The 24,081-nt window shown below is 59.0% G+C and carries 20 protein-coding genes and 2 pseudogenes; 6 read left to right on the forward strand and 16 right to left on the reverse strand.

The genetic code is table 11. The features are described 5' to 3' along the window. Window positions 1–174 precede the first annotated feature (174 nt). The 7 genes from C4S68_RS06135 to C4S68_RS06160 form a co-directional block, all read right to left on the reverse strand. Window positions 175–954 carry an alpha/beta fold hydrolase gene (locus C4S68_RS06135; protein ID WP_235011391.1) on the reverse strand — a complete coding sequence of 260 codons (780 nt, stop codon included), beginning with the start codon at window positions 952–954 and terminating at the stop codon, window positions 175–177. A 61-nt stretch (window positions 955–1,015) separates the two neighbouring features. Then, window positions 1,016–1,927: an RNA polymerase sigma factor gene (locus C4S68_RS06140; RefSeq protein ID WP_103932036.1), complete on the reverse strand. Its 912-nt coding sequence runs from the start codon at window positions 1,925–1,927 to the stop codon at window positions 1,016–1,018. A 137-nt stretch (window positions 1,928–2,064) separates the two neighbouring features. Further along, the gene (locus C4S68_RS06145) at window positions 2,065–2,550 is read right to left on the reverse strand and encodes a RidA family protein (RefSeq protein ID WP_103932037.1); all 486 of its coding nucleotides are present in this window, start codon (window positions 2,548–2,550) and stop codon (window positions 2,065–2,067) included. Then, window positions 2,544–3,266 carry an SDR family NAD(P)-dependent oxidoreductase gene (locus C4S68_RS06150; protein ID WP_103932038.1) on the reverse strand — a complete coding sequence of 241 codons (723 nt, stop codon included), beginning with the start codon at window positions 3,264–3,266 and terminating at the stop codon, window positions 2,544–2,546. The genes C4S68_RS06145 and C4S68_RS06150 overlap by 7 nt, the downstream gene beginning before the upstream one ends. A gap of 134 nt (window positions 3,267–3,400) precedes the next feature. After that, window positions 3,401–3,547 (reverse strand): hypothetical protein, encoded by a 147-nt coding sequence (locus C4S68_RS23365; protein ID WP_200821482.1) that lies wholly within the window; start codon window positions 3,545–3,547, stop codon window positions 3,401–3,403. 43 nt (window positions 3,548–3,590) lie between these two features. Beyond that, window positions 3,591–4,043 (reverse strand): type 1 glutamine amidotransferase family protein, encoded by a 453-nt coding sequence (locus tag C4S68_RS06155; protein ID WP_200821483.1) that lies wholly within the window; start codon window positions 4,041–4,043, stop codon window positions 3,591–3,593. A gap of 364 nt (window positions 4,044–4,407) precedes the next feature. Next, complete coding sequence (locus tag C4S68_RS06160) at window positions 4,408–4,953, reverse strand: YceI family protein (protein ID WP_103932039.1); 546 nt, start codon at window positions 4,951–4,953, stop codon at window positions 4,408–4,410. A gap of 359 nt (window positions 4,954–5,312) precedes the next feature. Here C4S68_RS06160 and C4S68_RS06165 point away from each other — a divergent pair, with 359 nt between their 5' ends. The 3 genes from C4S68_RS06165 (at window position 5,313) to C4S68_RS06170 (ending at window position 7,106) form a co-directional block, all read left to right on the forward strand. After that, window positions 5,313–5,735, forward strand: a complete 423-nt coding sequence (locus C4S68_RS06165; RefSeq protein WP_200821484.1) for a redoxin domain-containing protein — start codon at window positions 5,313–5,315, stop codon at window positions 5,733–5,735. A 179-nt stretch (window positions 5,736–5,914) separates the two neighbouring features. Further along, on the forward strand, window positions 5,915–6,091 hold the full coding sequence (locus C4S68_RS23125) for a hypothetical protein (RefSeq protein ID WP_160115025.1): 177 nt from the start codon (window positions 5,915–5,917) through the stop codon (window positions 6,089–6,091). Window positions 6,092–6,167: 76 nt separating this feature from the next. Continuing rightward, window positions 6,168–7,106, forward strand: a complete 939-nt coding sequence (locus C4S68_RS06170; RefSeq protein ID WP_103932040.1) for an aldo/keto reductase — start codon at window positions 6,168–6,170, stop codon at window positions 7,104–7,106. A gap of 261 nt (window positions 7,107–7,367) precedes the next feature. Here the strand turns inward: C4S68_RS06170 and C4S68_RS06175 are convergent, their stop codons facing one another. The 4 genes from C4S68_RS06175 to C4S68_RS06190 all read right to left on the reverse strand — a co-directional run bounded on the left by C4S68_RS06175 (window position 7,368) and on the right by C4S68_RS06190 (window position 10,804). Continuing rightward, on the reverse strand, window positions 7,368–7,841 hold the full coding sequence (locus C4S68_RS06175) for a DUF4126 family protein (protein WP_103932041.1): 474 nt from the start codon (window positions 7,839–7,841) through the stop codon (window positions 7,368–7,370). 47 nt (window positions 7,842–7,888) lie between these two features. After that, a complete protein-coding gene (locus C4S68_RS06180; protein ID WP_235011392.1) occupies window positions 7,889–8,773 on the reverse strand; it encodes an alpha/beta fold hydrolase in 885 nt (294 codons plus the stop codon). Between the two features lie 230 nt (window positions 8,774–9,003). Beyond that, window positions 9,004–9,870, reverse strand: a complete 867-nt coding sequence (locus C4S68_RS06185; RefSeq protein ID WP_103932042.1) for an N-acyl homoserine lactonase family protein — start codon at window positions 9,868–9,870, stop codon at window positions 9,004–9,006. Window positions 9,871–9,946: 76 nt separating this feature from the next. Continuing rightward, window positions 9,947–10,804, reverse strand: coding sequence for an enoyl-CoA hydratase/isomerase family protein (locus C4S68_RS06190; RefSeq protein ID WP_103932043.1), 858 nt, complete (start codon window positions 10,802–10,804; stop codon window positions 9,947–9,949). A gap of 300 nt (window positions 10,805–11,104) precedes the next feature. Here C4S68_RS06190 and C4S68_RS06195 point away from each other — a divergent pair, with 300 nt between their 5' ends. Continuing rightward, window positions 11,105–11,608 carry a GlcG/HbpS family heme-binding protein gene (locus C4S68_RS06195; protein ID WP_103932044.1) on the forward strand — a complete coding sequence of 168 codons (504 nt, stop codon included), beginning with the start codon at window positions 11,105–11,107 and terminating at the stop codon, window positions 11,606–11,608. A 132-nt stretch (window positions 11,609–11,740) separates the two neighbouring features. Here C4S68_RS06195 and C4S68_RS06200 read toward each other — a convergent pair whose 3' ends face one another. The 4 genes and pseudogenes from C4S68_RS06200 to C4S68_RS06215 form a co-directional block, all read right to left on the reverse strand. Continuing rightward, complete coding sequence (locus C4S68_RS06200; protein WP_103932045.1) at window positions 11,741–12,556, reverse strand: sensor histidine kinase; 816 nt, start codon at window positions 12,554–12,556, stop codon at window positions 11,741–11,743. A gap of 257 nt (window positions 12,557–12,813) precedes the next feature. Further along, a pseudogene (locus tag C4S68_RS23780) lies at window positions 12,814–12,969 on the reverse strand (hypothetical protein); the annotation flags it as partial. Window positions 12,970–15,668: 2,699 nt separating this feature from the next. Then, window positions 15,669–16,148: pseudogene (locus C4S68_RS23785) on the reverse strand (ATP-binding protein); the annotation flags it as partial. Then, window positions 16,149–16,958 carry a serine/threonine protein kinase gene (locus C4S68_RS06215; protein ID WP_103932048.1) on the reverse strand — a complete coding sequence of 270 codons (810 nt, stop codon included), beginning with the start codon at window positions 16,956–16,958 and terminating at the stop codon, window positions 16,149–16,151. 564 nt (window positions 16,959–17,522) lie between these two features. On the opposite strand from C4S68_RS06215, the gene C4S68_RS06220 reads away from it, so the two are divergent. Together C4S68_RS06220 and egtD are read left to right on the forward strand one after the other, a co-directional pair. Beyond that, window positions 17,523–18,650 (forward strand): NAD(P)H-dependent flavin oxidoreductase, encoded by a 1,128-nt coding sequence (locus C4S68_RS06220; RefSeq protein ID WP_103932049.1) that lies wholly within the window; start codon window positions 17,523–17,525, stop codon window positions 18,648–18,650. A 117-nt stretch (window positions 18,651–18,767) separates the two neighbouring features. Continuing rightward, window positions 18,768–19,859 carry an L-histidine N(alpha)-methyltransferase gene (gene egtD, locus C4S68_RS06225; protein ID WP_235011395.1) on the forward strand — a complete coding sequence of 364 codons (1,092 nt, stop codon included), beginning with the start codon at window positions 18,768–18,770 and terminating at the stop codon, window positions 19,857–19,859. Between the two features lie 22 nt (window positions 19,860–19,881). Here egtD and C4S68_RS06230 read toward each other — a convergent pair whose 3' ends face one another. Beyond that, window positions 19,882–22,992 (reverse strand): two-component regulator propeller domain-containing protein, encoded by a 3,111-nt coding sequence (locus C4S68_RS06230; protein WP_160115028.1) that lies wholly within the window; start codon window positions 22,990–22,992, stop codon window positions 19,882–19,884. Window positions 22,993–24,081 lie beyond the last annotated feature (1,089 nt).

Below are 24,081 nucleotides of genomic sequence, written 5' to 3' on the forward strand. Positions count from 1 at the left end.
GTCTTCTCCTTCGCAAATGAACGTCGCTTCGGGCATTGCTTTTCTTCGTGACGCGTTCGGCAGTTGTGATCAGACCAGGTGAGTGCAGAGCACGCTATTGAACGCTGGTGTCGATCGATACCTTCGCCCAATCGCCGCGAGAGCTCGAGACGGTACTTTCGATAAACACGAAGATCACTTCTGGCCCTTCATGAAGCCACGGACCAACGTCGCGATCTCATCGGCCTTCGTATCCAATGCAAAGTGGCCAGCATCAAGCACGTGAACTTCGGCGCTCGGGACATCTCTGCGATAACGCTCCGGTTCTCCTGGATCGAATGAAAGGTCGTGCCGGCCCCAAAGCACGAGGAGCTTCGGATGCGTCTTTTGCATCCATGCCTGCCACGTCGGGTATGCCTCAACGTTCGTGCGGTAGTCATAGAAGAGATCGCTCTGGATCTGCGCCTGCCCTGGAGAGTTCAGGAAGGCATATTCGTCCATCCACAGATCCGGGTCGTAGAGCTCTACCGTTGGATCATCACCGACATGCCGTCTCTTCGTAGCCGCAAGCGACAGCAGGTCGCTCCGTAGCGCCGTTTCACCGGCAGGCCGATCTGCCCAGAACGCTCGCCTCGTTGCCCAATTGGCTCCCAGGCCCTCGTTGTGAGCGACTGCATCCTGCACGATCAGAGCCTGCACACGCTCCGGATGCGCCAATGCCATCCGAAAGCCAACTGGCCCGCCATAGTCCTGCATGTAGAGCGTGTAGTGCGACAGGCGAAGCGCGACCGTTAAGCCGTTCATCACGTTGGCGATGGCGTCGAACGTGTAGCTGAACTGCCTGGGATCGGGCCAGTCGCTATGACCATAGCCCGGGTAGTCCGGAGCAATCAGATGGTACTGATCCCCAAGTCTTGCCAGCAGCGACTGAAACATTCGCGACGATGACGGAAGTCCGTGCAGCAACAGAATCACAGGAGCATCCTTTGGGCCCACTTCCCTGTAGAACACGGACAGCCCGTCAACTTTCACAGTCCTATAGAAGACTTGCTGTTCCATTGGTCTCCCTCTCTCCTGTGCATGGAGCTCCCCACTGCCGGCCAGCGCAATCGCTAGAGCCGCAGCGATCCGATGAAACAATCTGCACATATCTCGTACTTCCTTCCTGGCGCACGAACGCTACCGTGTTGCTGCACCCCTTCACGGGTTCCATGGACTTACAAGAGGATGCGGAAATTACCTTCCTTGCCGGCGCTTCATTCGCGACCATGCGCCGGTGGCTCACCCCCACGACATGCGGCGAAGCCGTCAAGGCACGGAGCATGATGCGAGCTCTGTATAGCCGCGATTTGACCGCCGGAACAGAGATGTTCAGGCGACATGCGACGTCCTTCACCGAGCAATCCTCTGTGATCACTGCGCGTGTCACGATCCGAAGGTGCCCCGGAAGCTTGCCAATCGCGCACATGAGTTTTTCGCGCTCCTCCTGTTCCGCATAGACCCGTTCAGGATCGGGGGCCAGGTCCCTCGCACCCTCGTCTACGCCGTCGCCCTCGCCGGATGGGCTAAAAACGATGGAGACTTCCTCCGGTCGAGAGCGGCGCTTACGCAGGATGCCTAACGCCGAATTGATTGCGATTCGGGTCAGCCACGTATAGAAGTTGGCGCGGCTCTCGAAGCTCCCAATAGCCAGGAATGCGCGCATGAAAGCATCCTGAACAGCGTCTTCCGCATCATGCGGGTTTCGTGTAATCCCCAGCGCCGTTCGAAAGATCCGCCGCGAGTACAGCGCCCACAGGTCGTCAAACGCTCCGTGAGAGCCGGCCTGTGCAGCCGCGACCAGGTCGCGGTGTTTCAGTAATGGGCGTTGACCGACTCCCTTGTTGGCACCACCATCTGGGATGAATGGTGTCAAGAGCCGAAAGCTGTGATCACTATGCAGATCCATTGCTCCCTCAATTCGCCGATCGGCGCATTTCTGGTCTAGAGCTCATTCCTAAGTCGATGTTCGTGGGCCATCAGCAACGGGCCCGACAAACGAGACGGTCCGCGATGCGAACGGTGCGATGCAGCGGTGCTGCAGATCTACGTCACCTCGAGAATGACCTCGAGTTCGATCGGCACGCCGAGCGGAAGGCTTGCGACACCCAGGACAAGACGGACCGGCAGCTTCTCTCTTCCGAACACCTCCCGGAAGAGGTCCGACGCTCCGTCCGCTACCCGTGGTTGATCGAAGAAATCCCCGGAGGTCGCGATGAATACCCCGAGCCTCACGACACGAGTCACCCGATTGAGCGACCCCAGATACTGCCTCGCCGTGGCCAGTGCGTTCAACGCCGTTGTGTAGGCAGCATCCCTGGCCGCGTCTCCATCAAGCTCTGCCCCAACCCGCCCCACGTACTTCGGCTTGTGGTCTGCGATAGGGAGCATCCCGCTGAGAAAGAGGAGCCGCCCCGTCTGTACAGCTTCCACATAGGAGCCCAGGGGTGTGGGCGCATCCGGCAGCTGAATGCCAAGCTCCTGCAACCGCTGTTCGGCATTCCCTGACCGGGACTCCCCGGCCGCTACCATCGGCCCGTGTGCGCACCGCCGTCCACGTGCAGCACCTCCCCGGTGACATGGTTCGCTTCGGTCACATACAGCACGGCATCGGCAATGTCCTTCGGTTCAACGATCGACCCCATCGGCGAGAGGGTCTTCATGAAGTCTCTCGGAGTGTTCCGATGAAGAGGCGTATCGACGATGCCTGGCGCGATCGCGTTGAAGCGTATGTGCTCCTTCGCATACTCGCTGGCGAGGCTGCGGGTGACCGCCTCGAGCCCGCCCTTGGTGATCATCGGAATCGATGCCGTGACGCCCGCGATGGGGTTATCCACCAGCGAGGACGTGATCGTCGTGACGCTGCCTCCAGTCCCCTGAGCGAGCATCTGCTTAACCGCCAGTTGGGTGATGAAGACGAACCCTTCCAGATTGGTCGAGACGAAACCCCGAAACTCTTCGAGTGTGTAGTCCGTGAAGGGCTTTGCCAAGAAGATCCCCGCATTATTCACGACGTGGTCGATCGAACCAAAATGGCTGATCGCGGTCTGAGTAACACGCTCGGCCGTCGCTACCGAACCGATATCCCCATCCACGATCGCAAGGTCAGGTGAGAGCGCAAAGCCTGCCTTCGTTGCGTTGCGCGACGTCGCAACCACTCGATAGCCGCGGTCGAGGAACTCACGAACGACGACCGCTCCGATGCCCTGTGAGGCGCCCGTCACGATGACTGTTTTTTTCTTTGCCATATCCAACCCCAATTCTGTTTCGGTGCTTCAAAAAGAGATCGCCGGCGAAAATCCTGTGACATCAGCCGCGGCCAACGCCGCCTTCACGCAGCCTCCATTTTTTTTGCCGGAGAGCAGATCGAGGACGGCCTCGGCTATAGAGGTCGACGACGCAGGTTTTTGCCCGTCACCAAACGTCCATCGACAATGACGAGCGGCCGCAAGTCTGCCTTCTTCTCAAAGATCGCGCTGAGCCGCATGAGCCCGTCGACAAGGAACGGGGCCACAGGGGTGAACTGCATCTCTGCATCTTCGCCATCGGTAGACCCGTCACGTGCTCGCCCTTCACGACCGGTTCCCCCTGGCACGTGACATGCCGAAGTGCCCGGGAGAATCGCACACCAACGCGAATGGGCTCGCCCAAGTTGTAGAAAGACTCGAGCAGTACGATCGAGACCGGGCTCTCGGCCAGATCCGACATCGGGCCAGGGCCGCCCCCACGTAGAACACCGTATCGAAGTCTTCCGACTTCAGGTCGGCGAGCTTCACCTCTTGCGAAACAGCACTCTCGGCAACTTCATCCTGCCTGAATCGCTCCATGGCCGGCGTCTGGTCTGCGGCGACATCACTTTTGGGGTCGAGAGGAGGCTGCCCGCCGTTCTGAGACGCAAGCGTCAGATCCACACCGGCATCCCGAAACACGAAGTGAGGCGCCGCAAACTCCTCAAACAAGAAACCGGACTTGAGACCTGTGTTCCCGAACTGATCATGTGAAGTAAGTACCATTGCGATCTTCATCTGCCGTCTCCTTCACGTCTGCGTTACAGATCCTCAACTGGAGTGGATCCACTAGCGACATCAAAGCAGGGCGGTTCCTGCGAAACAATTGGACGTAGGTATCGCCCATACCTTGGTATAACCGCAGGAATACCAAGGTATGGGAGATAACTTCGGAACGGGGCCAAGGGCATGCCAGGTATCGGGGATCTGCCCGCCGGGAGAACCGGATGCACATAGGCTGCAGATGTCGGCGCGGCCTGGAACGCCGCGCCATGACTTTGTCTGTCCCTGCCGTGTTCGAGATGAGCGCGTGCTCATCCTCTGCGAATCCGCATTGCTGCGAACTGCAGCGTGGACGGAGATACGAACGCCATCTGCCGCCTTACTGCTTGATCAGTTGGACATCGAGTGTGATCGTAACCTCGTCGCCCACCAGCACCCCGCCGGTCTCCAATGCCGTGTTCCATACGAGTCCGAACTCTCGGCGATCAATCTTGGCGAATCCAGAAAGTCCGATGCGTTGATTGCCCCAGGGATCGCCCGCGGGCTCGCTCACATCCTCAATGGTCACGGTCACGCGCTTCGTAACGCCAAGGATGGTGAGGTCGCCGACCACCAGATAGCTGGAAGCTCCGGTCGGTCGGATGTCTGAGGACTTGAAATCGATCGTCGGAAACTCCGCGACATTGAGAAATTCAGCCGCCTGCATATGCTCGTCGCGGTTGGAATCGCCAGTCTGAACACCGGCCGTTGGGACCGAGGCCTCGACCTTGGATTGGGAGAAGTCGGTGTTGTCCAGCTTCAGCACACCGGTAAGCCCAGTGAAATGTCCCTTCACGTACGAGATCATCATGTGCCGGACCTTGAACCCAGCTACTGAATGAGCAGGATCGATCTTCCAAAGGTTGAAAGTCTGCGTGGGAATCATGAGGCGTATCTCCATTTGATCGAATTTTGTGAGGCGGAGCCGAAAGTAACTGGTCCCTGATGATGCGAGTTTCGTGGAAGCGTCACAGCGCCATCACGGCAGAATTGAGACGGTGAACCACTCAAAGGGCACAGAGGCATGCGCTTTGGAGCTCGCATGGAGGATCAGACTAGAAGACTCGGCCCGAATCTATAGAGCTTTGGTATCGATGAATACCTAAGTGTGGGCCGACACCATCGTCCAATAGATCAGAGGTTATTCCCATGGCCTAATCAGGATCGTAGAGGGGCTGTTTGGCTGCATGTGGCTCCGTCTCGTGCAGCTTCGTCAGCGTCCACTCATCATGGAGGGATCTTGCTATGCGCTTTGACATTGTTCCTGGGCGTGTCTTTCCCGACTATCAACTTCCCGACCACACGCTCACGCTTCGGAAGCTGAGTGAGTTACAGGGCGACGATCCCCTCATTCTGACTCTTGCGCGCGGGAACTACTGTCCGAAGGAGCACCAGCAACATCTCGAGTTGGCCGCGCTCTATCCGAAGATCGCAGTTGCTTACACTCAGGTTGTTACGATCTCCACCGACGATCATCACGATCTTCAGGAGCTGCGTGCGTCCGTGGGTGCGCAGTGGACGTTCCTCTCAGATCCTGGGCGGACGGTGCAACGAGACCTGGACATCCAGGAGTACACCGATCCTGAGCACAATCCGATGATTCCCCACACGCTCATACTCAAACCCGGGCTGGTGATTCATCGGATATATAACGGCTATTGGTTCTGAGGTCGCCCATCTTCCATCGATCTCTGGCACGATCTCCGCACCGTCACGAGCGAGGTTCGGCCCGACTGGGACCTAAGTGCCACCGGCCTCCGCGGCGCGTGGAATTCAGGGGATCGATCTCCTTTCCATGGTTGGAACAAGAAAGCGTCATCGTCAGCAACTGAGTAAGGAGACTTGTTATGGCACCCGCCCCTCCGCAGAAGCAGAAGCGCCCGTTGCGCGTGTATCAGATGTCGGACGACGACGACTATTTCTACAAACACCCCAATACTGTTCTTTTCGAGTATCTCGGAGCGATTGGGCTGATTCTGCTCGTCCTGCTGTTGGCACTCTGGATTGCTTCAGCAATCTGGTAACGTCCGTCAGTGTGGCGTCGCCGCGTCGATAGCGACGCTCCAAAAGGCTGGGCAGAGGCCTCGCCCAGGAGGTTGAATGACCGAATCATTGGATTTTCGCAAACTGAGGTTGCCTCTCCACCAGGGCGTCGGACAGATGCCTGCGCTTGGATTTGGCACGCTTATCCCTGACCCTTCTTTGACCCGGAGTGCCACTCGAGATGCACTTCAAGCCGGATTTCGACACCTCGATTGCGCCGAGCGATACCGAAACGAGACCGAGGTCGGTGACGCGTTGCGCGAATCGCTCAATGCCAGCGCGACGACTCGTGAAGATCTCTTCATTACAACGAAGTTGTGGAACACCAACCATCGTCCCGAGCGTGTACGCCCCGCGTTCGAAGCGAGCCTCCAGAGGCTCGGGATAAGCTATCTGGACCTCTATCTCATCCACACCCCATTCGCCTTTCAGGCCGGAGACAACCCGGATCCACGTGACGCCGAGGGGAAGGTCCTCTACGACAAGGGTGTCACGTTGCTCGATACATGGCGAGCCATGGAAGACCTCGTGGATCGCGGCAATTGCCGCGCCATCGGGCTCTCAGACATTACGCTGAGCGATCTCGCCCCGATCCACGACGCAGCCAGGATCAAACCTGCGGTGGTCCAGGTCGAAGCTCATCCATACCTCCCCGACAGGGAGCTCTTTGACTATTGCAAGCAAAGGGGCATCGTGCTTCTCGCGTTCGCTCCATTAGGTCACGGGATAAGGCCCGGGCTCCTTGAGGACCCAGTGATCTTGAGGATTGCAGGGCGAGTGGGAAAAACGGCCGCACAGGTTCTACTGGCGTGGGCTGTGCAGCGCGGCACCGCGGTCCTCACGACGCCGAAGTCGGCTGAGCGCGCGAGGGAGAACTTTGATATCACCCCCCTGCCGCAGGATGCGTTCGACCAGATCAACCGCATCGAAACGCGGGTCCGGCTCAACAGTGTTGTGACGACGGGCGTACCTGGCTTCATTGCTCAAGGCAGATAGCGCGTATCCAGTGATGACCTCCGCGACGTGCGGTTGAGCTACAGAAACATGAGGCCCCGCCTGGGCGCTAGGCGCTGGCGGGGCCGTTAGTACTCCCATGCCCTTTCTTATCATTCAGACGTTGCAAACCAGGAAACTCACCGCGCGCAGCATTTGCGGTCGCAACGCCCTCGCTCCTCGGGCGAAGCGCAACGCGCGCATTCCGCGTGTTAGCTGCATGGCCTTGCGTGCGTTCAACCACGCTCTGTGACGTCTGTCCCCTCACTCCTTCACGACGCAGAGCAGAACGAGGATCACCATGAGGATCGTAACGAGGTCTTCGCTTAGGGCCGCCCACAATTCGCGCCCTCCGAAGATCCTGACCAGCTTCTGCCGCCCAGATGCCCCGCTAAATGTCCCCGCGATCGCACCCAGTATGCCGGCAAACATCCCACTGAAGGGGCAGCCCGAGACCGCACCGACCGAGGCTCCGGACAGAGCACCACTCACGATGCGAAAGGTAAACTGCGGGGGACTCTTGCGGCTCGGTGTGTTGGGTAGCTTGTCGTTGACGATCTCACCCACAGCCGCGCCTGTCAGAAGCCATGGCGTCCAAGCGTAGCCCAGAAATGCCAACCATGTATTCGCCAAGTGGAGGCTGCCCCAACGAGCGGCCACGCCGATCGCGGCGGGCGCCGTGAAGCAGCGAAGGCCAGCCGTAAACCCTATCGCAAACGCGAGCACACCGACGACCATTGCTACCTCCCTCAAAACCATCCCAGGCTGCGCGAGAGATGCGCTGACTAGAACGCGTCCACGTCCAGGATGGCCTGGACAAACTCGTTTGGCGCTTCCTGGGGCAGATTGTGTCCCACACCGCCGGTCACAACGCGATGGGAATATTTTCCCGAGAACTTACCGGCATACGCACTCGCCTCGAGATGCGGAGCCCCATTGGCATCGCCCTCCATCGTGATGGATGGCACTGTTATCACGGGCGCCACAGCCAACCGTTTCTCGATCTCGTCGTACTTCGGCTCACCCTCAGCCAGCCCCAGGCGCCAGCGATAGTTGTGGATCACAATCTGCACGTGGTCAGGACTGTCGAACGCTGCTGCGCTTCGTTCGAACGTCGCATCGTCAAACGCCCACTTTGGCGACGCGAGTTGCCAGATGAGCTTCGCGAAGTCCCGTCGGTATTTCGCGTATCCGTCCTGTCCACGGTCAGTGGCAAAGTAAAACTGATACCACCACTGCAGCTCGGCCTTCGGGGGCAGCGGTGCCTTCCCGGCCGCCTGGCTGCCGATCAGATACCCGCTCACGGAGACAAGCCCACGGCAACGCTCGGGCCAGAGAGCCGCCATGATGTCTGCCGTTCGCGCACCCCAATCGAAACCAGCGACGATTGCCTTCCCGATGTTCAACGCGTCCATGAGCGCAATGATGTCGATCGCGACCACGGACTGCTGACCGTTACGGATCGTGCTCTCGGATAGAAAGGTTGTCGTTCCGAATCCACGCAGATGCGGGACGACCACCCTGTACCCCTTGGAGGCGAGCGCCGGCACCACATCGACGAAGCTATGTATATCGTAAGGCCACCCGTGCAGAAGGATCACAACTGGGCCGCCCGCCGGACCATCCTCTACGTAGCCGACGCTCAGCAGTCCCGCATTGACCTGCTTCAAGGAAGCGAATGACGTCGGTATCGCTCGCTCCGCGCTAGACTCTGGCCCATGCTCCCACGTTTCTGTAGCACGCCCAGGTTCGCCCGCAAGAAGGGCGCGTGGTGCGAGGAGCGCAGCTCCCGCGGAGATCCCTGCCAACGCGAACTGACGCCTCGATGGCCCATTGATTGTCCGTTCCATCATCACTCTCCTCGATGTTGTTGCGCGTGCCGCTAACGCTGGTGTCGGCATCATTCGTAATAGGCGGGCAATTTCTTCTGCGCGTCGCTTTGGCTCTGGTCGTGGTTAATCCAGAGTTGCGCGTGCTCCCGAGCAAGCACCGCGGCGATCTTGTCCATCGACCGCAGCGAGGCCTGCCTGTCCCAATTGTTGGAGGGAACATAGCGATGCTCGAAGCTTGTCTGGAAGTGCGCGACATCGCCACTAAGAATTACCGGCCCTGTCTTCGGCAGCCTGACAAGCAAGGATTGATGGCCAGGGGTGTGCCCGGGAGTGAACAGCAACACCAGGCTCCCGTCGCCGAAGATGTCGTAGTCGCCAGCAATGAGTTTTACCGGATGCTTCCTGTTGAACGCAACCGTGTCCTGCCGGCTCCCAGCCCATCCGTATTCGGCACGCTGCACCAGCATGACCGCATTCGGAAACATCTCGACGTTCCCTGCGTGATCAGGATGACTGTGCGACACCGCCATCAGCTTGATGTCCGATGGCCTGACTTGGATCTCCTCCAGTTGAGCGGCGAGGGTCACCGGCTTGCGCCAGATGGGGCCTGTGCCCAGACCCCATTCGTGCAACACCAGTTCATGGTTGGGCAAACGGGCAACCGCATCGTCGACGCCTGTGTCCCAGAGAAACCATCCTCGACGATGGTGGATGAGGTAGCAATGTCCGGGGAAGCCCACAGAAATTCCGACATTGGCTCCAGGTGTCCAGCGCGACTCGTCCGGGCCGCTACCGTCTCCGCAGTCGATTACGTAAAGCCGGTCCACTCCAGAGGAGTTCCTCGCATTGGAAGACGCAAGAAGCCGCGCCCTAGGAATGACAGCCGCCAACGCCAGCGCGACAATCAGAAACGTCCTTCTAACGCTCGCCTTCATGAGCTCCCCGATTCGAGACTTCTTTGGTGTGATGATGAGTGATCGCGCTTCATGCCCGCGGCACGCTGGGCAACCGCTAGTCCCTCGGTGAATGCGCGATCTCGCCCAGGTAGTATCCGAGTCGATCTTCCGCGTCGCCGGGCTTATGAAAGCCCAACGCCAACAGCGCCTTGATTCCCACCTGCGCGGCAGGCCGGCCGAGCGAAGCGATGCAAGCTTCCCACCCTGCTCCTAACTCGACATCCGGCGGCAGGCTGGTGTTCACTAATCGCTTGGTGTTCGCGATCGCCCACTTATCAAACTTCGCAATCCTGGTCGCAAGCGCCTCAACGAAAGCATCGAGCTCAACATCAGGCAGAGCGCGATTGATGTACCCGTAAGCCTCAGCCTGCTCCGCTCTCAAGTCCTCGGAGCTCAAGAGAATCTCGAGAGCGCGGCTTCGTCCGATCAAATGCGGCAACCGCGCCATGGGGCCACCACCTGCGACCATGCCTACGCCGACCTCCCATTGCGAGATGATGGTCTTCTCGCGGCTGGCAAAGCTCATGTCGCAGGCCAACGTGATCTCGCTGCCGTTGCCGGTCGCACGACCGCGTATGAGCGCAATCGACACAACAGGCAGCCGGGTCAGCCTTGCAAGAAAGTCAGGCCATGGTGGCAGGCCCGTGGGACCCGCGGGCAAAGATGTCAGGTCCTCAAGCTTGGCCAGGAAGTCCGAATGATTCAGGAAGTAGTCGTCGACAGCGCTGTCGAACACGACGACCTTGACATCCTCATCGGACTCGAGCGCACCGATCACTTCCTGGAACTGGACGACCATCTCCGGCCCCATCACGTTGATCGGCGGGTTGTCGATCGTCACGCGCCAATAGGAAGGCGATTGCCGTGTGATGCGAAGCTGCGTTGAGGTCTTTGTTCCCGCTACGTCTGTCATGAAGTGCTCCTTTGTGTCTGCCCGCCATCGACTGAAGCCGGCTCTGGCCAGGCGGCCTTCAACTCGTTCATTCCGCCAGAACGCTACCTCGCACGCAATCAGACCATGGTGTCGGGCGGCACTTTTGTATGGGTACCTGCACCCCCTCCATGCCCACGCACCCTGCCCGCGTACTCGACACGAACGTATCGCCGATACCAACGGCTCATTGCTTCTCGATGCCGCGTCTGGTTTGATCGACCCCTGACCGAAGATCAAGGGTCCGTGTTCGAGTTCTGTGCGACCACGAAAGGAAGATATATGCCGACACAAACGGTCGCCCTCCCCGCCCACGCGCAGCCGACACCGCTGAACCCGCTGGACCCGCTCGATGCGATCCCCACCGAGATGCCCTTCGATGTGCCCTACGGATCGCCGATCTCGCTCGACCGGGCCCAGTCCGTGATCCACGCGGCCGTTCAAGAAGCGAAGGCTCGTAGTTGGAAGATGAATGTGGCGGTTGTCGATCCGAGCGGTCTATTGGTCGCGTTCCAACGGATGGATGGCGCGATGTACGCGTCAATCGCGATTGCGGAGCATAAGGCGCGGGCAGCCGCCACCTTCCGCCGCGCAACCAAAGTCTTCGAAGATGGCGTTCAACTCTCGCGCTTGAACTATCTGCTCGCGTTCGACGGCATCATCGCATCGCGGGGGGGCATTCCCCTGATCGAGAACGGCGTCATCATCGGCGCCATCGGCTGCTCAGGAGGCGCCGACTCGCAGGATGAGGTCGTCAGCAAGGCCGGCGCAGCCATCATCGCTTGAAAGGACGTCTCTGCGGGGGCGTTTACCTGCGCTGTGGAATTGAACCGGGGATATCGAAGTGAAACGTAGCACCCGGCCCCCGTGTGCTCACGGCCCACAAGCGACCGCCATGCGACTCGACAATCGACCGGCTCATGCGAAGCCCATGCCTGTGCCATGCGGTTTTGTCGTAAAGACTGGGTCGAAGATCTGCTCTGCGATCGCGGGAGCGATGCCTGCTCCCTTATCGCTGACCGAAACAAGAACCCGCCCACTTTCACCGCATTCTGACTTGATGACCAGTTCCCGCGTTCCGTCGAAGTCTCTCATCGCTTCGACGCTGTTGACGATGAGGTTCATCACGACCTGTTGCAACTGCACGCGATCTCCGATGATCTGCGGAAGCTCGCTCGCCAGTTCAGTCCGGACTGAGATCCCATATCGCACAGCCTCACTACGCAAGAGCGCCACCGTTTCCACGATGATCTCATTCACATTGAGCAGCTGCTTCTTCGGCGGGCCCTTTTGAAACTGAGACCGAATCCTGTCGAGGATCTCAGCAGCACGATGCGCATCTCTTACGATCCTGTCTACAGCTACGCGGGCCCCTTCTACATCCGGTTCATCGCGCCCGAGCTTGCGCAGGGAGACGCTCCCGTTCGTGATGACACCGCTGATCGGCTGACTGACCTCATGAGCGAGCGATGCTGCCAGTTCTCCCATGGTCGACACCCGGTTGATTCGCGCGAGGTCGTCCTGCGCCTGGCGTAGAGCAGCCTCGGCATGCTTCAGGTCATCGATGTCAATGGTGGTGCCGACGAATTTCAGGACACTTCCTTGAGCATCACGCAGAGCCACGGCCCGTTGGAGGTGCCAGCGGTAGGTGCCGTCCTGGGCGCGAAGAGATCTCGTCTCGAACGCAAAATCCTGCCCCGATTGCACACCTTCCCCAAGAACCCTCGCCGCCATCTCCGATCCTCAGGGTGAACCGCGGTCATCCACGCCTCAGGATGGGATCGAACGAAGTCAAGAGCGTGCCCGGCGAATTGAAGCCACACCTTATTTACGAAATCTGGCGTCCCATCAGGTTTGAGTGTCCAGGCGGAGGCGGGGAGAAGCTGCAACAACTCCACTTGAAGTTGCAGATCGGTATAAAGGGCAGCGTTTTCGAGCGAAAACGAAGCCTGCGACGTCAGTAGCTTTAATACTGCAACCCGGTCCGGAGTGAACACATTCGGTGAGAGATCGTTCTCCAGATAAAGTGCTCCAACAACCTTCGTCTGCTTCACAATAGGCAAACACAGTATGGATCGCGCGCGACGCTGGCGAATGTACACATCTGTGGTGAAGGAGCCCTGTGATCCGGCATCGTGCAGGAGCAGGCTTTCCCCGTTCGCAGGGCGAACTGCAACACGGCTGTTGGTAACTCCGTGTCGCTGATGTCGGCCTGCCGCCGCGTGACAGTGATCCCAGTCAAGCTCGCAATCGCCTCGGCTTCAATTCGATATCCGCCTCCGCATGCGAGGATCAATAGACCTCGGCCGGCGCCAGCATATTCGATAGCTGTACGAATCAGGGTACTGACTAACTTCTCCTGTTCGATCTCACCCGAGACAGCCTCCGATATGCGCATCACCGTCGCCAGGTCAAGTTGATCCACGGACGCGAAGATCGTGCCGGGGTCGGATGAACTCCCTCGTGCCCTGACCTCCGGGTGCCGCTCCTCGATCTGCCGTACTTTTGCGGTCGCACCCCAGCGCATGTAAGACTCGCGCGCATCTCTCCAATACATGTGAGCGATCTTGGCAAAGCCTCTTGCGGAATAGAACTCCGCTGCACATTCGTTTGCCGCTGCCTCGTAATGAGGAAAGCCGTTGTCGCGCGCTGCACCGCTCGCGGCCTCGTACAGATGTTCCGCGTCAACGACTCGGCCTTCGATCCGAGCGATCTCTGCTCCTACAAGTGCGACCTTTGTTCGGAAGTTTGCAGGACAGTGGAGCGCCCAGGTCTCCAACTGCCTATAGTGGTCCGTCAGATTTGCGATGTGCTCACGCTTCTCTTCGAAGGTCGCTGAGTTCCACGCGGCGGCATGCGCAAGTGCGGCATAGAAGCGAAAGTCTCCCGTCTCCACCTGCGATGCGGCCGGCCATAGCGAGAGGTGTGCCTTCAGAGACGCTTCGACGGCCGAAGCATAGTCGCCGGAAATGAATCTCGCCTGTAACTTCCGTGTCCGATAGAAAAATTCAGCCAGCGCGAGCAACGGGTTACTCGCTAGACGCCGCTCAGTCTCCAACTCGTCGTAGTCGAAAGCATCAAGACATCCGAATGTCGAGGTCAGGCCGCGAAGCGTCCTGATGAGTCCCAACTGGGCCGCGCAGTTCTCTGTGACCAGCCCGAAGCCTGCTTTCTTCAGGAAGCGAAGACCCTCTTCCGCCTCCGACTGCACCACGGCGAGCGGGTCTCCCACAGCAAGGTAGTTTGTGATCAATGCATGCCAGCCATAAGCGGAGAACGTGAGATCTCGCGTTCGATGCGCGACAACGAACGCCCTTCGAAATAGCTCTCGTCCCTCCATCGCGTGCCTTGCCCAGGGTGTGAGTGTGCCAAACGAGATGTATGTTCTGGCTTGATAGCGAGTCAGGTTGCGCTTCTCGACGAGTTGGTAGCCGAGTTGGCCGAATCGGTAGCCATCTTCGTAGTTGTTGAAGCGCGGTCCCGCAAACATGCCAAACCATACATACCCAAAACTCGCCGCGTCACAGTTGCCGTGCTCCATACAGAGACTAGCCAACCGGCAGACCACCAGGGTCGATAGATTCTCATCGAAGGACATGGCTGGATGGACAATTTCCGTGAAGACATCCAGCATGTCGAGCACATCCGGATCCTCGATTAACGGCAGATCCACAAGGTCCTCTATCTCACGTTTGCCGACCAGCGACCAAATCCGGTTGTACTCCTGCAGGACGACATCTCGCGTGGGGTGCCGAGACCACTCCGTTTCGCTGCGTCGCAGGTAGTCGAGGAACACATCGATTGCTCGGTCGCTGCGATCCGACGTCGTATAAAGAGTGATCTGCAGACGTGTCAGAACCGCTACGTCGTGGGCGTTCCTGGCATGCTGCGCCAACATAGTGAGTCGGCCTTCGACCGCGCTCAATTCCGCCGTGTGCAGTTCGCACTCAGCGATGAGAGTCTCGATGGCGAAGACAAGATCATAGTGATCCCCCCAAGCCTCTTCGCTCAACAAAGCGCGGCCCGCAAGAAGATAGCTCAATGCCGAGGCGTAGGCTGTGGATGCCTTCGCTCGTCTGCCGGCGATCAGATTCAGTTCGGCTGTCCGCTCGAGCTCGCCACCATCAGTCATGAGGCACGATCCCCGGTTGAGCTGGTTGACGATGTCGAATATCGCTTCGTCCAGCCTGTCTTTCGGCGTACTTTTCACGAGAACTCTGCCGATCTGCAAATGAGCCAGAGCTCGCTGTTCCTCTGGGATCAACGAGTAGGCCGCTTCTTGGACGCGATCATGGGCGAATCGATAAGAGACCTGTGTCCGAAACACGAGGCCCGTCCGGATTGCCTCCCAAAGCTGGTCATGAATCCTCTCCATGGAATTCACATACACCGCTCGCAACACAGCAAACTGCGCGCTGTTCCCGAGGCACGCAAGTTGTTTCAACGACGCCTGCGTTTCATCCGAGAATCGGCTCAGCTTCTCTACCATCAGGTCGACGACGTTGCCCGTGTACCCTTTTGCGCGGATCCGATCAACGTCCCAGCTCCAGATCGCGGCCCTCGGTGAGAACCGGAGTAGCCCCTGGTGTTCCAGTTCCTTGAGGAACTGGATCGTGAAAAATGGGTTACCGCCGGTCCTTTCGTAGACGAGGTCCGTCAGCGGGCGAACCACGCTGTTCCCGCTGCGGAGCGCGTCGGCTGTGAGCTGGTTCACATCGTCCGGACTGAGCGGCGACAATACGATCTCCTGCATCCTTGCCCCCGCTTCACGGATGGCCGCCAGGGTCCGCGTCAGCGGATGGGACGCACCCACCTCGTTGTCGCGGTAAGCGCCAACGAACAGCACGGGGCGCGCATCCGTATCAGCAACCAGACTCTTCAGCAACTCCAGCGTTTCAGTATCGATCCATTGCAGGTCGTCGAGGAACAATGCTAGGGGGTGCTCCGAGGTCGCGAAGGCTCCCAGGAGACGCTTCAGCACGAGGTGGAACCGCGCACGCGCTTCCTGCGGCGGCAGCTCTCCCACCGGGGCCTGTTCGCCGATCACGAATTTGAGTTCGGGGATGAGGCTCACCACCAACTGGCCGTTCGGCCCCAACGCTTCCAGCAGGGACCGTCGCCATTGCCCTACCTCGGCTTCGCTCTTGACGAGGATCTGACGCACCAGCGCGCGCAATGCCTGAGCCAGCGTAGCGTAGGGAACGTCTCGCTGATACTGCTCGAATTTGCCTCCCGCGAAGTGACCTCGCGTTGGAACCAGAGCTTTGTACAGTTCATTCACGACAGAAGATTTGCCCACGCCTGAATAGCCAGAGACAAGGATCAGCTAGGTGCTTCCCTGCGCCACAACGCGATCGAACGCCGCGAGGAGCGCATCCACTTCGCGCTCCCTCCCGTAGAGCTTCTCCGGTATCAGGAGCGTGTGCGGCAGGTCTGCCAGGCGGAGTTGAAATGGCCGGACGCGGCCGTCGGTCTGCCATTCCGCTAAGCACCGCCGAAGGTCGCTCTCCAGCCCGGTCGCTGTCTGATAGCGCTCCTCCGGATTCTTGGCGAGCAGCCTCATGATGATGGCCGACAATGTCTCAGGAACTGCACGGCGATCAGTCGGCGCCGCTGGCCAGCGTGCGATGTGGCAGTGAACCCATTCGAGAGGATCGCCGGCAGTAAATGGGAGCGTACCCGTCAGCATTTCATACAGCGTCACGCCCAAGGAGTAGAGATCGCTCCTGGTGTCCAGCGAGCGATTCATCCGCCCCGTCTGCTCCGGGGACATGTAGGCCAGCGTACCCGCAATGATCTCAGGAGGGGCGGGCGCTAAACGCTCGCGCGGAAGCCGAGACGCGAAACCGAAGCCCATCAACCATGTACGCCCGGACCCGTCGACGAGTGCGTTGGCAGGCTTCACATCTTTGTGAATAATCCCTTTGCGGTGGGCTTCGCTAAGCGCGGTCGTTAGACCATTCGCAATACTCAGGAACCAAGTCAAATCGATCCCCTGTCCCTTACGCCGTTCGATCAACGAATCCAGAGGTTCTCCGCCCGGATCACGGAGAATGAGGGTCGCCCGTCCGTGTTGCCGCGTGAGTGTAAGCGGCTGAGCGGCCCATGCTGCATCGAGCTCCCCCCGAGTGAGCACTCATGTTCCAGCCGCCGGAGACCTTGAGACGATGGGTCATCCGCTGTAACCTCCACCGCCAGGATCGGCATTTGGTTGCCGAGTTCTATACCGCGATACAAAGTGAACTCACCGCCCTCGCGAAGTAACTCAGCCGAGTAACCGGAAGGGACAGCCATCGAACGTATCCTCACTAGCCGGGGCCGCAGCAACCGGGCCCGCCTGTTGTCTGGGAAACCGTTACCCACATATTGGCTCAGAAGAGGCTCAGCGAAAGTCTCTCTGTGGACGACCATTCTATGGAAGCACACTTGGAGGCGGAAGGCGCTAAAGCGTCCTGTCTATTCAATCTTTCGACTTGCTGCATGAGTCAGGGACCATCGATTACAACAAGACTCGCTGCCCAGAGCCGCAGACAAGGACCTAGAATCGCAACGCCGAAAGCCGACTGGTCCCGCCACCTCGTCGTGCCGCCTCCACTCGGGCGTTGGGAGAAATTGATTCCGCTTGCGTCGAATCCCTCCCATCATCTCTGGAATCTGTTAGGCAGTGTGTCGGAGTCAGCTTCCGGCTGCGAGAGGTGATATGCCCAAGACGTGGAATGAAACCCGGGTCGCTGCAACGCTCGGCATCGACTACCCCATCATCCAAGGCCCGCTCGGAGGCCTCTCGTCGCAGCGACTCACTGCGGCAGTGTCCAACTTCGGTGGCCTTGGATCCTTTGGCGCCCATGGTCTTGATCCCCATGCCATCCAGGACATCATCGGCGAGATCGCATCGCTGACATCAAAACCCTTCGCGATGAACTTATGGCTGTCAATGGAGGACGATGGCGCAGCATCTTCCGACGCGGCCGCATTCCATCAAGCGTTGTCGCATCTCGCTCCGCATATCGACGCGGTCGGAGGCAAACAGCCGGCATTTTCGCCTTATAAGCGCCTGCGCTTCGAAGATCAGGCCCGCGTCTTGCTCGATGCCAAAGTACCCGTGTTTTCCTTCATCTATGGTGTCCCACCCAGGGAGATTCTGGAAGAAGCCCGCAAACAAGGAATCGTAACGATCGGCACAGTAACCACGGTTGAAGAGGCTGTGGTTCTCGAGCAGGCCGGCGTCGATCTGGTGGTTGCATCGGGCTTTGAAGCGGGTGGTCACCGGGGATCGTTCCTGCGGTCCTCCGAGGACTCTCTAACCGGGACCATCTCACTCGTTCCGCAGACCGTCGATGCTGTTACGATCCCGGTCATAGCGGCCGGCGGCATCGCCGATGCTCGCGGCATCGCCGCAGCGTTTGCCCTTGGCGCAGAAGGTGTCCAGATAGGCACGGCTTTTCTCGCGTGCAAAGAATCTGGAGCGCCGCCAGTCCATCGAGAAGCAATCCTGAGCCATCACGCCGGGCATACCGGACTCACTCGCGGGTTCACGGGAAGGTTAGCCCGGGGTATCCAGAATGAGCTTATGGAATCCATGAACCGCAGCGGCGCGGAGATTTTGCCCTACCCGCTGCAGCGATCCCTCATGCGCCATCTCGCAGCGCCCGCACAGCAAGCTGGGAAGGCTGAGTTACTCGCCCTCTGGGCGGGCCAGAGCGCTAATCTCGTCCATTGCGTCGCCGTGGAAGATCTACTTAACTCGCTCGTCCGAGGTGCAGCTGCGCGGATCCCCTCGACACGAGACTCCTATAGCCAGGACAAGGCCCCCACCCCTGCAATCTAGCCGGACACTTCCTATTGATGCAGCATCCTCACGCGGATACGAACGTATAGCCCATACCATTGGCTGATTGTTTTCCTTTGCTGCTCCCGGCCTACTGGAGGGGTACAGGAGAAGCCGATGAATAACGCCTACACCGCACGGACGACCTATCCGCCTACATTGCCTGCCTTGAGTAACTTCCCCGATTCGGGCGCATTTGTCCGTGTTGATCCCTCACAGGAAGGCACACCTCCCGCTCCTCGCGATGTAGCCTCTCAACTTGCCATGGAGGTCCGGAATGGACTCCAATCGCGGCCGCGCTCTCTCAAGCCCTGGATGCTTTATGACGAAGCCGGATCGCATCTCTTCGAGCAAATCACCTCCCTGCCCGAGTACTATCCCACACGCACGGAACGCACACTGCTCGCAGGCCACGCGGATGCCATCCTGAGCTCAGTCTTCGATGGTCCACAACCGCTCCGTATCGTCGAGCTCGGTGCAGGGTCCGCCGCAAAGACGTGCATGCTGCTCTCCGCCGCAGCTCGCAAGAACATCGACGTGATCTATATGCCCCTCGACGTTTCAGCAGAAGCTCTCGAGATGGCCTGCAGCAATGTTGAAAGTGCTTTTCCCCACGTCCTCCTGGAGCCGCTCGTCGTGAATTACGTTGACACCCCGCCCCAGCTGGAGCCGTTCGATGGCAGAACGCTCGCCCTCTATCTCGGCACAAGCATCGGTAATTTCACGCCGAAGGAGTCACAACCTATCCTCCGCAATCTTGCTGCCCAGTTAGACCACGGCGATGCCCTTCTCCTTGGGACCGATCTCGTGAAAGAGGAGCCCACGTTGATCGCGGCCTATGACGACTGCCAAGGTGTCACAGCTGCGTTCAATCTCAATATCCTCAATCGACTCAACAGGGAGCTTGACGCCGACTTCGATCTCATGGGCTTCAGGCATCGTGCTCTCTGGAATCCCCTCGAGTCTCGAATGGAGATGCACCTCGAGAGTCTGCGCCGCCAGACCGTCTCGGTTCGCCAGCTCGGACTTGAGCTTGACTTCTTACGCGGTGAAACCATCCATACGGAAAACAGCTATAAGTTCACCGATCAGACACTTGGCGATCTTCTGTCAGCCGCTGGCTTTCAGATTGAAACCACCTGGAAAGACCCCCGCCGCTGGTACGCTCTCACCCTCAACCGCAGATGCAAATGGGATCGACTCGACTGAGCTTGCCTTGAAGCCAGAGATGCTAAGGGGTATTCGTCGCGCAGGGTATAGAGAAGGAGAACGTAGCCCCTGGCCCATCATTCGGCGTCGCCCACAACCGGCCATGATGACGATCTACGATGGATCTGCTGATGGAGAGGCCCATCCCCATGCCGTCGCCCTTCGTCGTGTAGAAAGCTTCAAACAGCTTCTCAATGCCCTGCGGCGAGATGCCCACGCCCGAATCCTGAACTGTCAGCCGCACGTAGCCATCTCCGTCCGCCTCCGTCCGGATGACCATCTCCCTCGGACGATCGTCGACGCGCTGCATCGCATCGGAGCCATTGCGGAGCAGGTTGAGGATGACCTGCTGTAACTGCACGCGGTCCCCGAGAGCTCGAGGCAGATAGTTCGCAAGCTCCTGCCGGAGGATCACCCGGTCCCGTGCCAGATCATCCGAACTGAGCGCAATGACCTCGCGGACAGCATCATTCAAGTCGACCACTTCGGCCGTGAACTCCTTCTTGCTGAAAAGGGCGCGCAGCCGAGTGATCACGTCGGATGCCCGGTTGCCGTCACGAATAATGCGCCGAGCCGCCTCCTGCGCCGAGTCGATGTTTGGAGCCCCCGTCGAGAGCGTGCGGACGCAGATGCTGGCGTTCGTCACGATCCCGGACAGGGGCTGGCTGATCTCGTGCGTGATCGATGCCGTCAAAGCCCCAAGGCTCGTCACCCGTGCCATATGCGCGAGCTCCGACCGAAGTTGGCTCAGAGCCTCTTCCGCAAGCCGGCGTTCGGTGACATCCTGAATCGCCCCGATATACTCCAGGCGGCCATCTTCCCGTTGGCTCGCTTTGGAGGTGACGTGCACATACTTCACGATGCCGTCCGCCAGACGCAGTCGAATCTCGTAGTCCTGGTCATGTCCCGAATCTCGCGTCTGTCCCATCTTTTCCGCAAACATCGAAGCATCCTCCGGATGGATCCGGTCGCCGATCCGATCCAGCGTCACTGGCTCATTCGCTCCAAAGTCAAAGATGCGGCGTGCCTCTTCTGAAACCACAACATCCTCTTTCTCCAGGCTCCAGGAAAAGGTGCCGGTCGAGCTGAGTTGTTGCCCCTCTGCGAGGAAAGCCTCGTTCCGCTGTAACTCCACCTGGGCACGCTTCCGGTCTTCGATGTCGGTCATCAGTGCATACCAGCCTGTGATTCTGCCCTCCGCGTCTCGCATGGGTCGTGCGCTTCGGCGGAACCACCGGTAGACGCCATCCGCTCGGAGATAACGTTGTTCGTACTCGTGAGGAGTTCCGGTCGTGATCGAGTGCTTGAAGATTTCGAGTGAGCGGGCCCGGTCTTCTGGATGAATGGATTCGTTGGTCGCCCAACCTCCTCTCATCTCCTCGAACGTCTTGCCGAAATAGTCAAGGAGCTGCCGATTGAGAAGCACGACTTCACCCTCGGGACTCATCGCGCATACGAACCCCGGAATGCTGTCGATCACCCTCCGAAGTTCTTCAACGATCCGCGCCCGTTCCGCCAGACTCGCGTCGAACTGCGACTGCACCTGCCGAAGCCGCCGTTGATACAAACCCCAAAGCAAAGCCAGAAACGCCGCGCCGCACAAAACACGGAACCACGCCGTCTGGTAGTAAGCCGGAGCGATGGAGAAGTCCAGTGACGCTCCAATCTCGTTCCAAACTCCGTCGTTGTTGCAGGCGATCACGCGGAAGCGATAATGACGGGGACCCAGATCGTTATAAAACGCCTGGCGTCGCGGCCCTGGCTCCTGCCAGCTCGTGTCGCGGCCCTCAAGCATGTACCGAAACATCACCTTTTTCGGAGCGGAGAAGCTAAGTGCCGTGTAGTCGATCTCGAGATCGTGGGTGAGTGCAGGCAGCCTGAGACCCTCCTGTGGCGGGGAGCTCTTTCGATCTGCTACAACACCGGTGATATACACCGGCGGCGGCAACGTGTTGCCTGCCATATGAGCCGGATCGATCGTTTGCGCCACGCTGTTGTTGGCAAACCACAATCGTCCGTCAGGCCCTCTTGAACTCCCGCTGAAGTGACTCTTCCCCGCCTGAACTCCGTCCAGAGCGTCGAAGAGTCGGAACCTCAGCTTGGCGTCAGTCTCTTGCCACCACCGCTGTACTTCCCCCTTCGGAATCTCGATCAGACCACATGCAGCGTAAAGCCAGAGATCACTCTGGTCATCCGCATTGATCGTGTAGACATCGTCGCAAGGCAGGCCATTGCGGACGCTAAGAGTTCGCTGCTTCCCATCCTTCCATCCCGCGATGCCCCCATAATCGGCAGCTCCAAGGATCGAGCCGTCAGGAGCCTTGAAAAGCGCATTGATAGTGATCTCCGGACGGTCGACAAACCGGAAAAGCTCAAGCTTCCCGGAACGAAGACGCGCCAGGCTGCTGCCATCCTTACTGTTCACCAGACCAAGCCATATTCCAGCCTTCGGATCGGACGCCAGGCGAAACGTTCGCGGCAACGGCGGCTCCAGAAATTCTTCCTGGATTTCAAGATTCTGCAGGCGGAGCAGCGTTGCGGGCGGTCCATTCGCCTGGACCCATATATTGTGATCGGAATCTTCCGCCAGGCCCCGCACCGTTCCGATCGCGCGCCCATCCTTTCGCTTGATCTGACGGAACGTTCCGTTCGTGCTCCCCCCCTCGTGGACCCAAAGCGTGTTATTCATTCCGACCCATAGCCTGCCGGTGTGATCTTCAAGGAGAGAGGTCACAAAATTTCCAGGCAGGCCTTTGCCGAGTTCAGGCGAAATCGAGCCATCGACCAGAGCCTGAAGGTGGTCCGCTCCGATCCAGACGGTACCGTCCCGTGCGGCAAGAACGGACTCGACAACGTCTTCGCTGAGTCCTTCGCGCTTGGTAAATGTGGTCACGCGAAGATCGCGCAACATATCCATACCGTTCGAGGTGGCGAACCACACGTTCCCTTCTCGATCTTCGAAAATCTGGTTGACGTAGTCGCCGGACAAGCCGTCGGCACTTCCGAAATGATCGACCTCACTTCCGTGAATTCTGTAGACTCCCTGATTCCCTGTTCCGACCCATAGATTGCCCTGGCGATCGATCAGGAGCGCTTGGACCTCGAGCGTTTCTCCATCGAGCTTTGGAACCATGAACGGCTCCATCGCACCATTCTCGATGTGTTGCAGTCCTCCCCCGTGACCGGAGGTATCCACTCCCACCCAGACAGACCCATCGGGCGCTGCGGCGAACGCCACCACCCCACCAGTTCCCTGATGGGATCGCAAAGCTGCAGGCCGATAGATCTTGGTTGGTGCAGCGTTCCAGCGGACGACTGCCGTGTCGTGTCCGACCCAAAGATCGCCTGAAGAGTCCTCCGCGAGACCTATTGCGGCCGATAGTCCCGCTCCATCTCCGGTGCCGTAGCTGAAACACTGAACGTCCGTGCCGTGAATTCGACAAAGGGGTAATGCGCGAGGGCCAGACCCGGATCTCGTGACCCAGATCGCACCCTTCTCGTCCTGCAGAATTGCGTTAAATTCACGTCCAATGAGAAAGCTCGTGGAGTGGTGGTTCACCCAACGCGTCAGACCATTCTCCGTCGCGATCCATAGACTTCCGTCCTTAGCGCCCAGCACGGCATGGACATCCGCAGATGGCAATTTGTCGCTAGATAGCGAGGTCCAGGGAACAAATTCAACGCCATCGAATCGCAACACTCCAGTCGACGTGCCTATCCAGAGGTATCCATCCGTTGTTTGCGTGATCGAGACTGGCTGCCCGCCAAAATTACCGTCCTGAATTCTCCACGCAGTATGTCCATACTGTGAGATCCGGTGGGTGGGATCGAGTGCAGCCACTTTTCCCACCGAAGCGAGAAGGAACAACGCAAGATATACGAATGCGCGCGACACGTTCGAACTTTCCTTGTTCGCGGTGGCTGGAAGCCGATGCGGGGCCACTTGTTCCTCCCAAACGAAGCCAAAGCCGGTCGACGAGCGAGTCTCACCGTCAACGTCCGAAACGTGCGAATCGTAGCCATTTTGCGGGCTTCGAGTCGTCTTCCTGTGGAGCCGTTTTGCTCGCTAGACGATAGCACGCGACGAATGCGAATCCCACGATATTGCCTGTAACCTAGACCAAAGTATCGGTCGGTACCTTTGCCCAATGGCTTCATCGCTGCGTTTAGGGCCAAATGGCAGGAGGTGGGTGGGGCCAGATCTGAGAAACACCGCCCTCCT

The organism is Bryocella elongata (assembly GCF_900108185.1).
In the GTDB taxonomy this organism is placed as follows: domain Bacteria; phylum Acidobacteriota; class Terriglobia; order Terriglobales; family Acidobacteriaceae; genus Granulicella; species Granulicella elongata.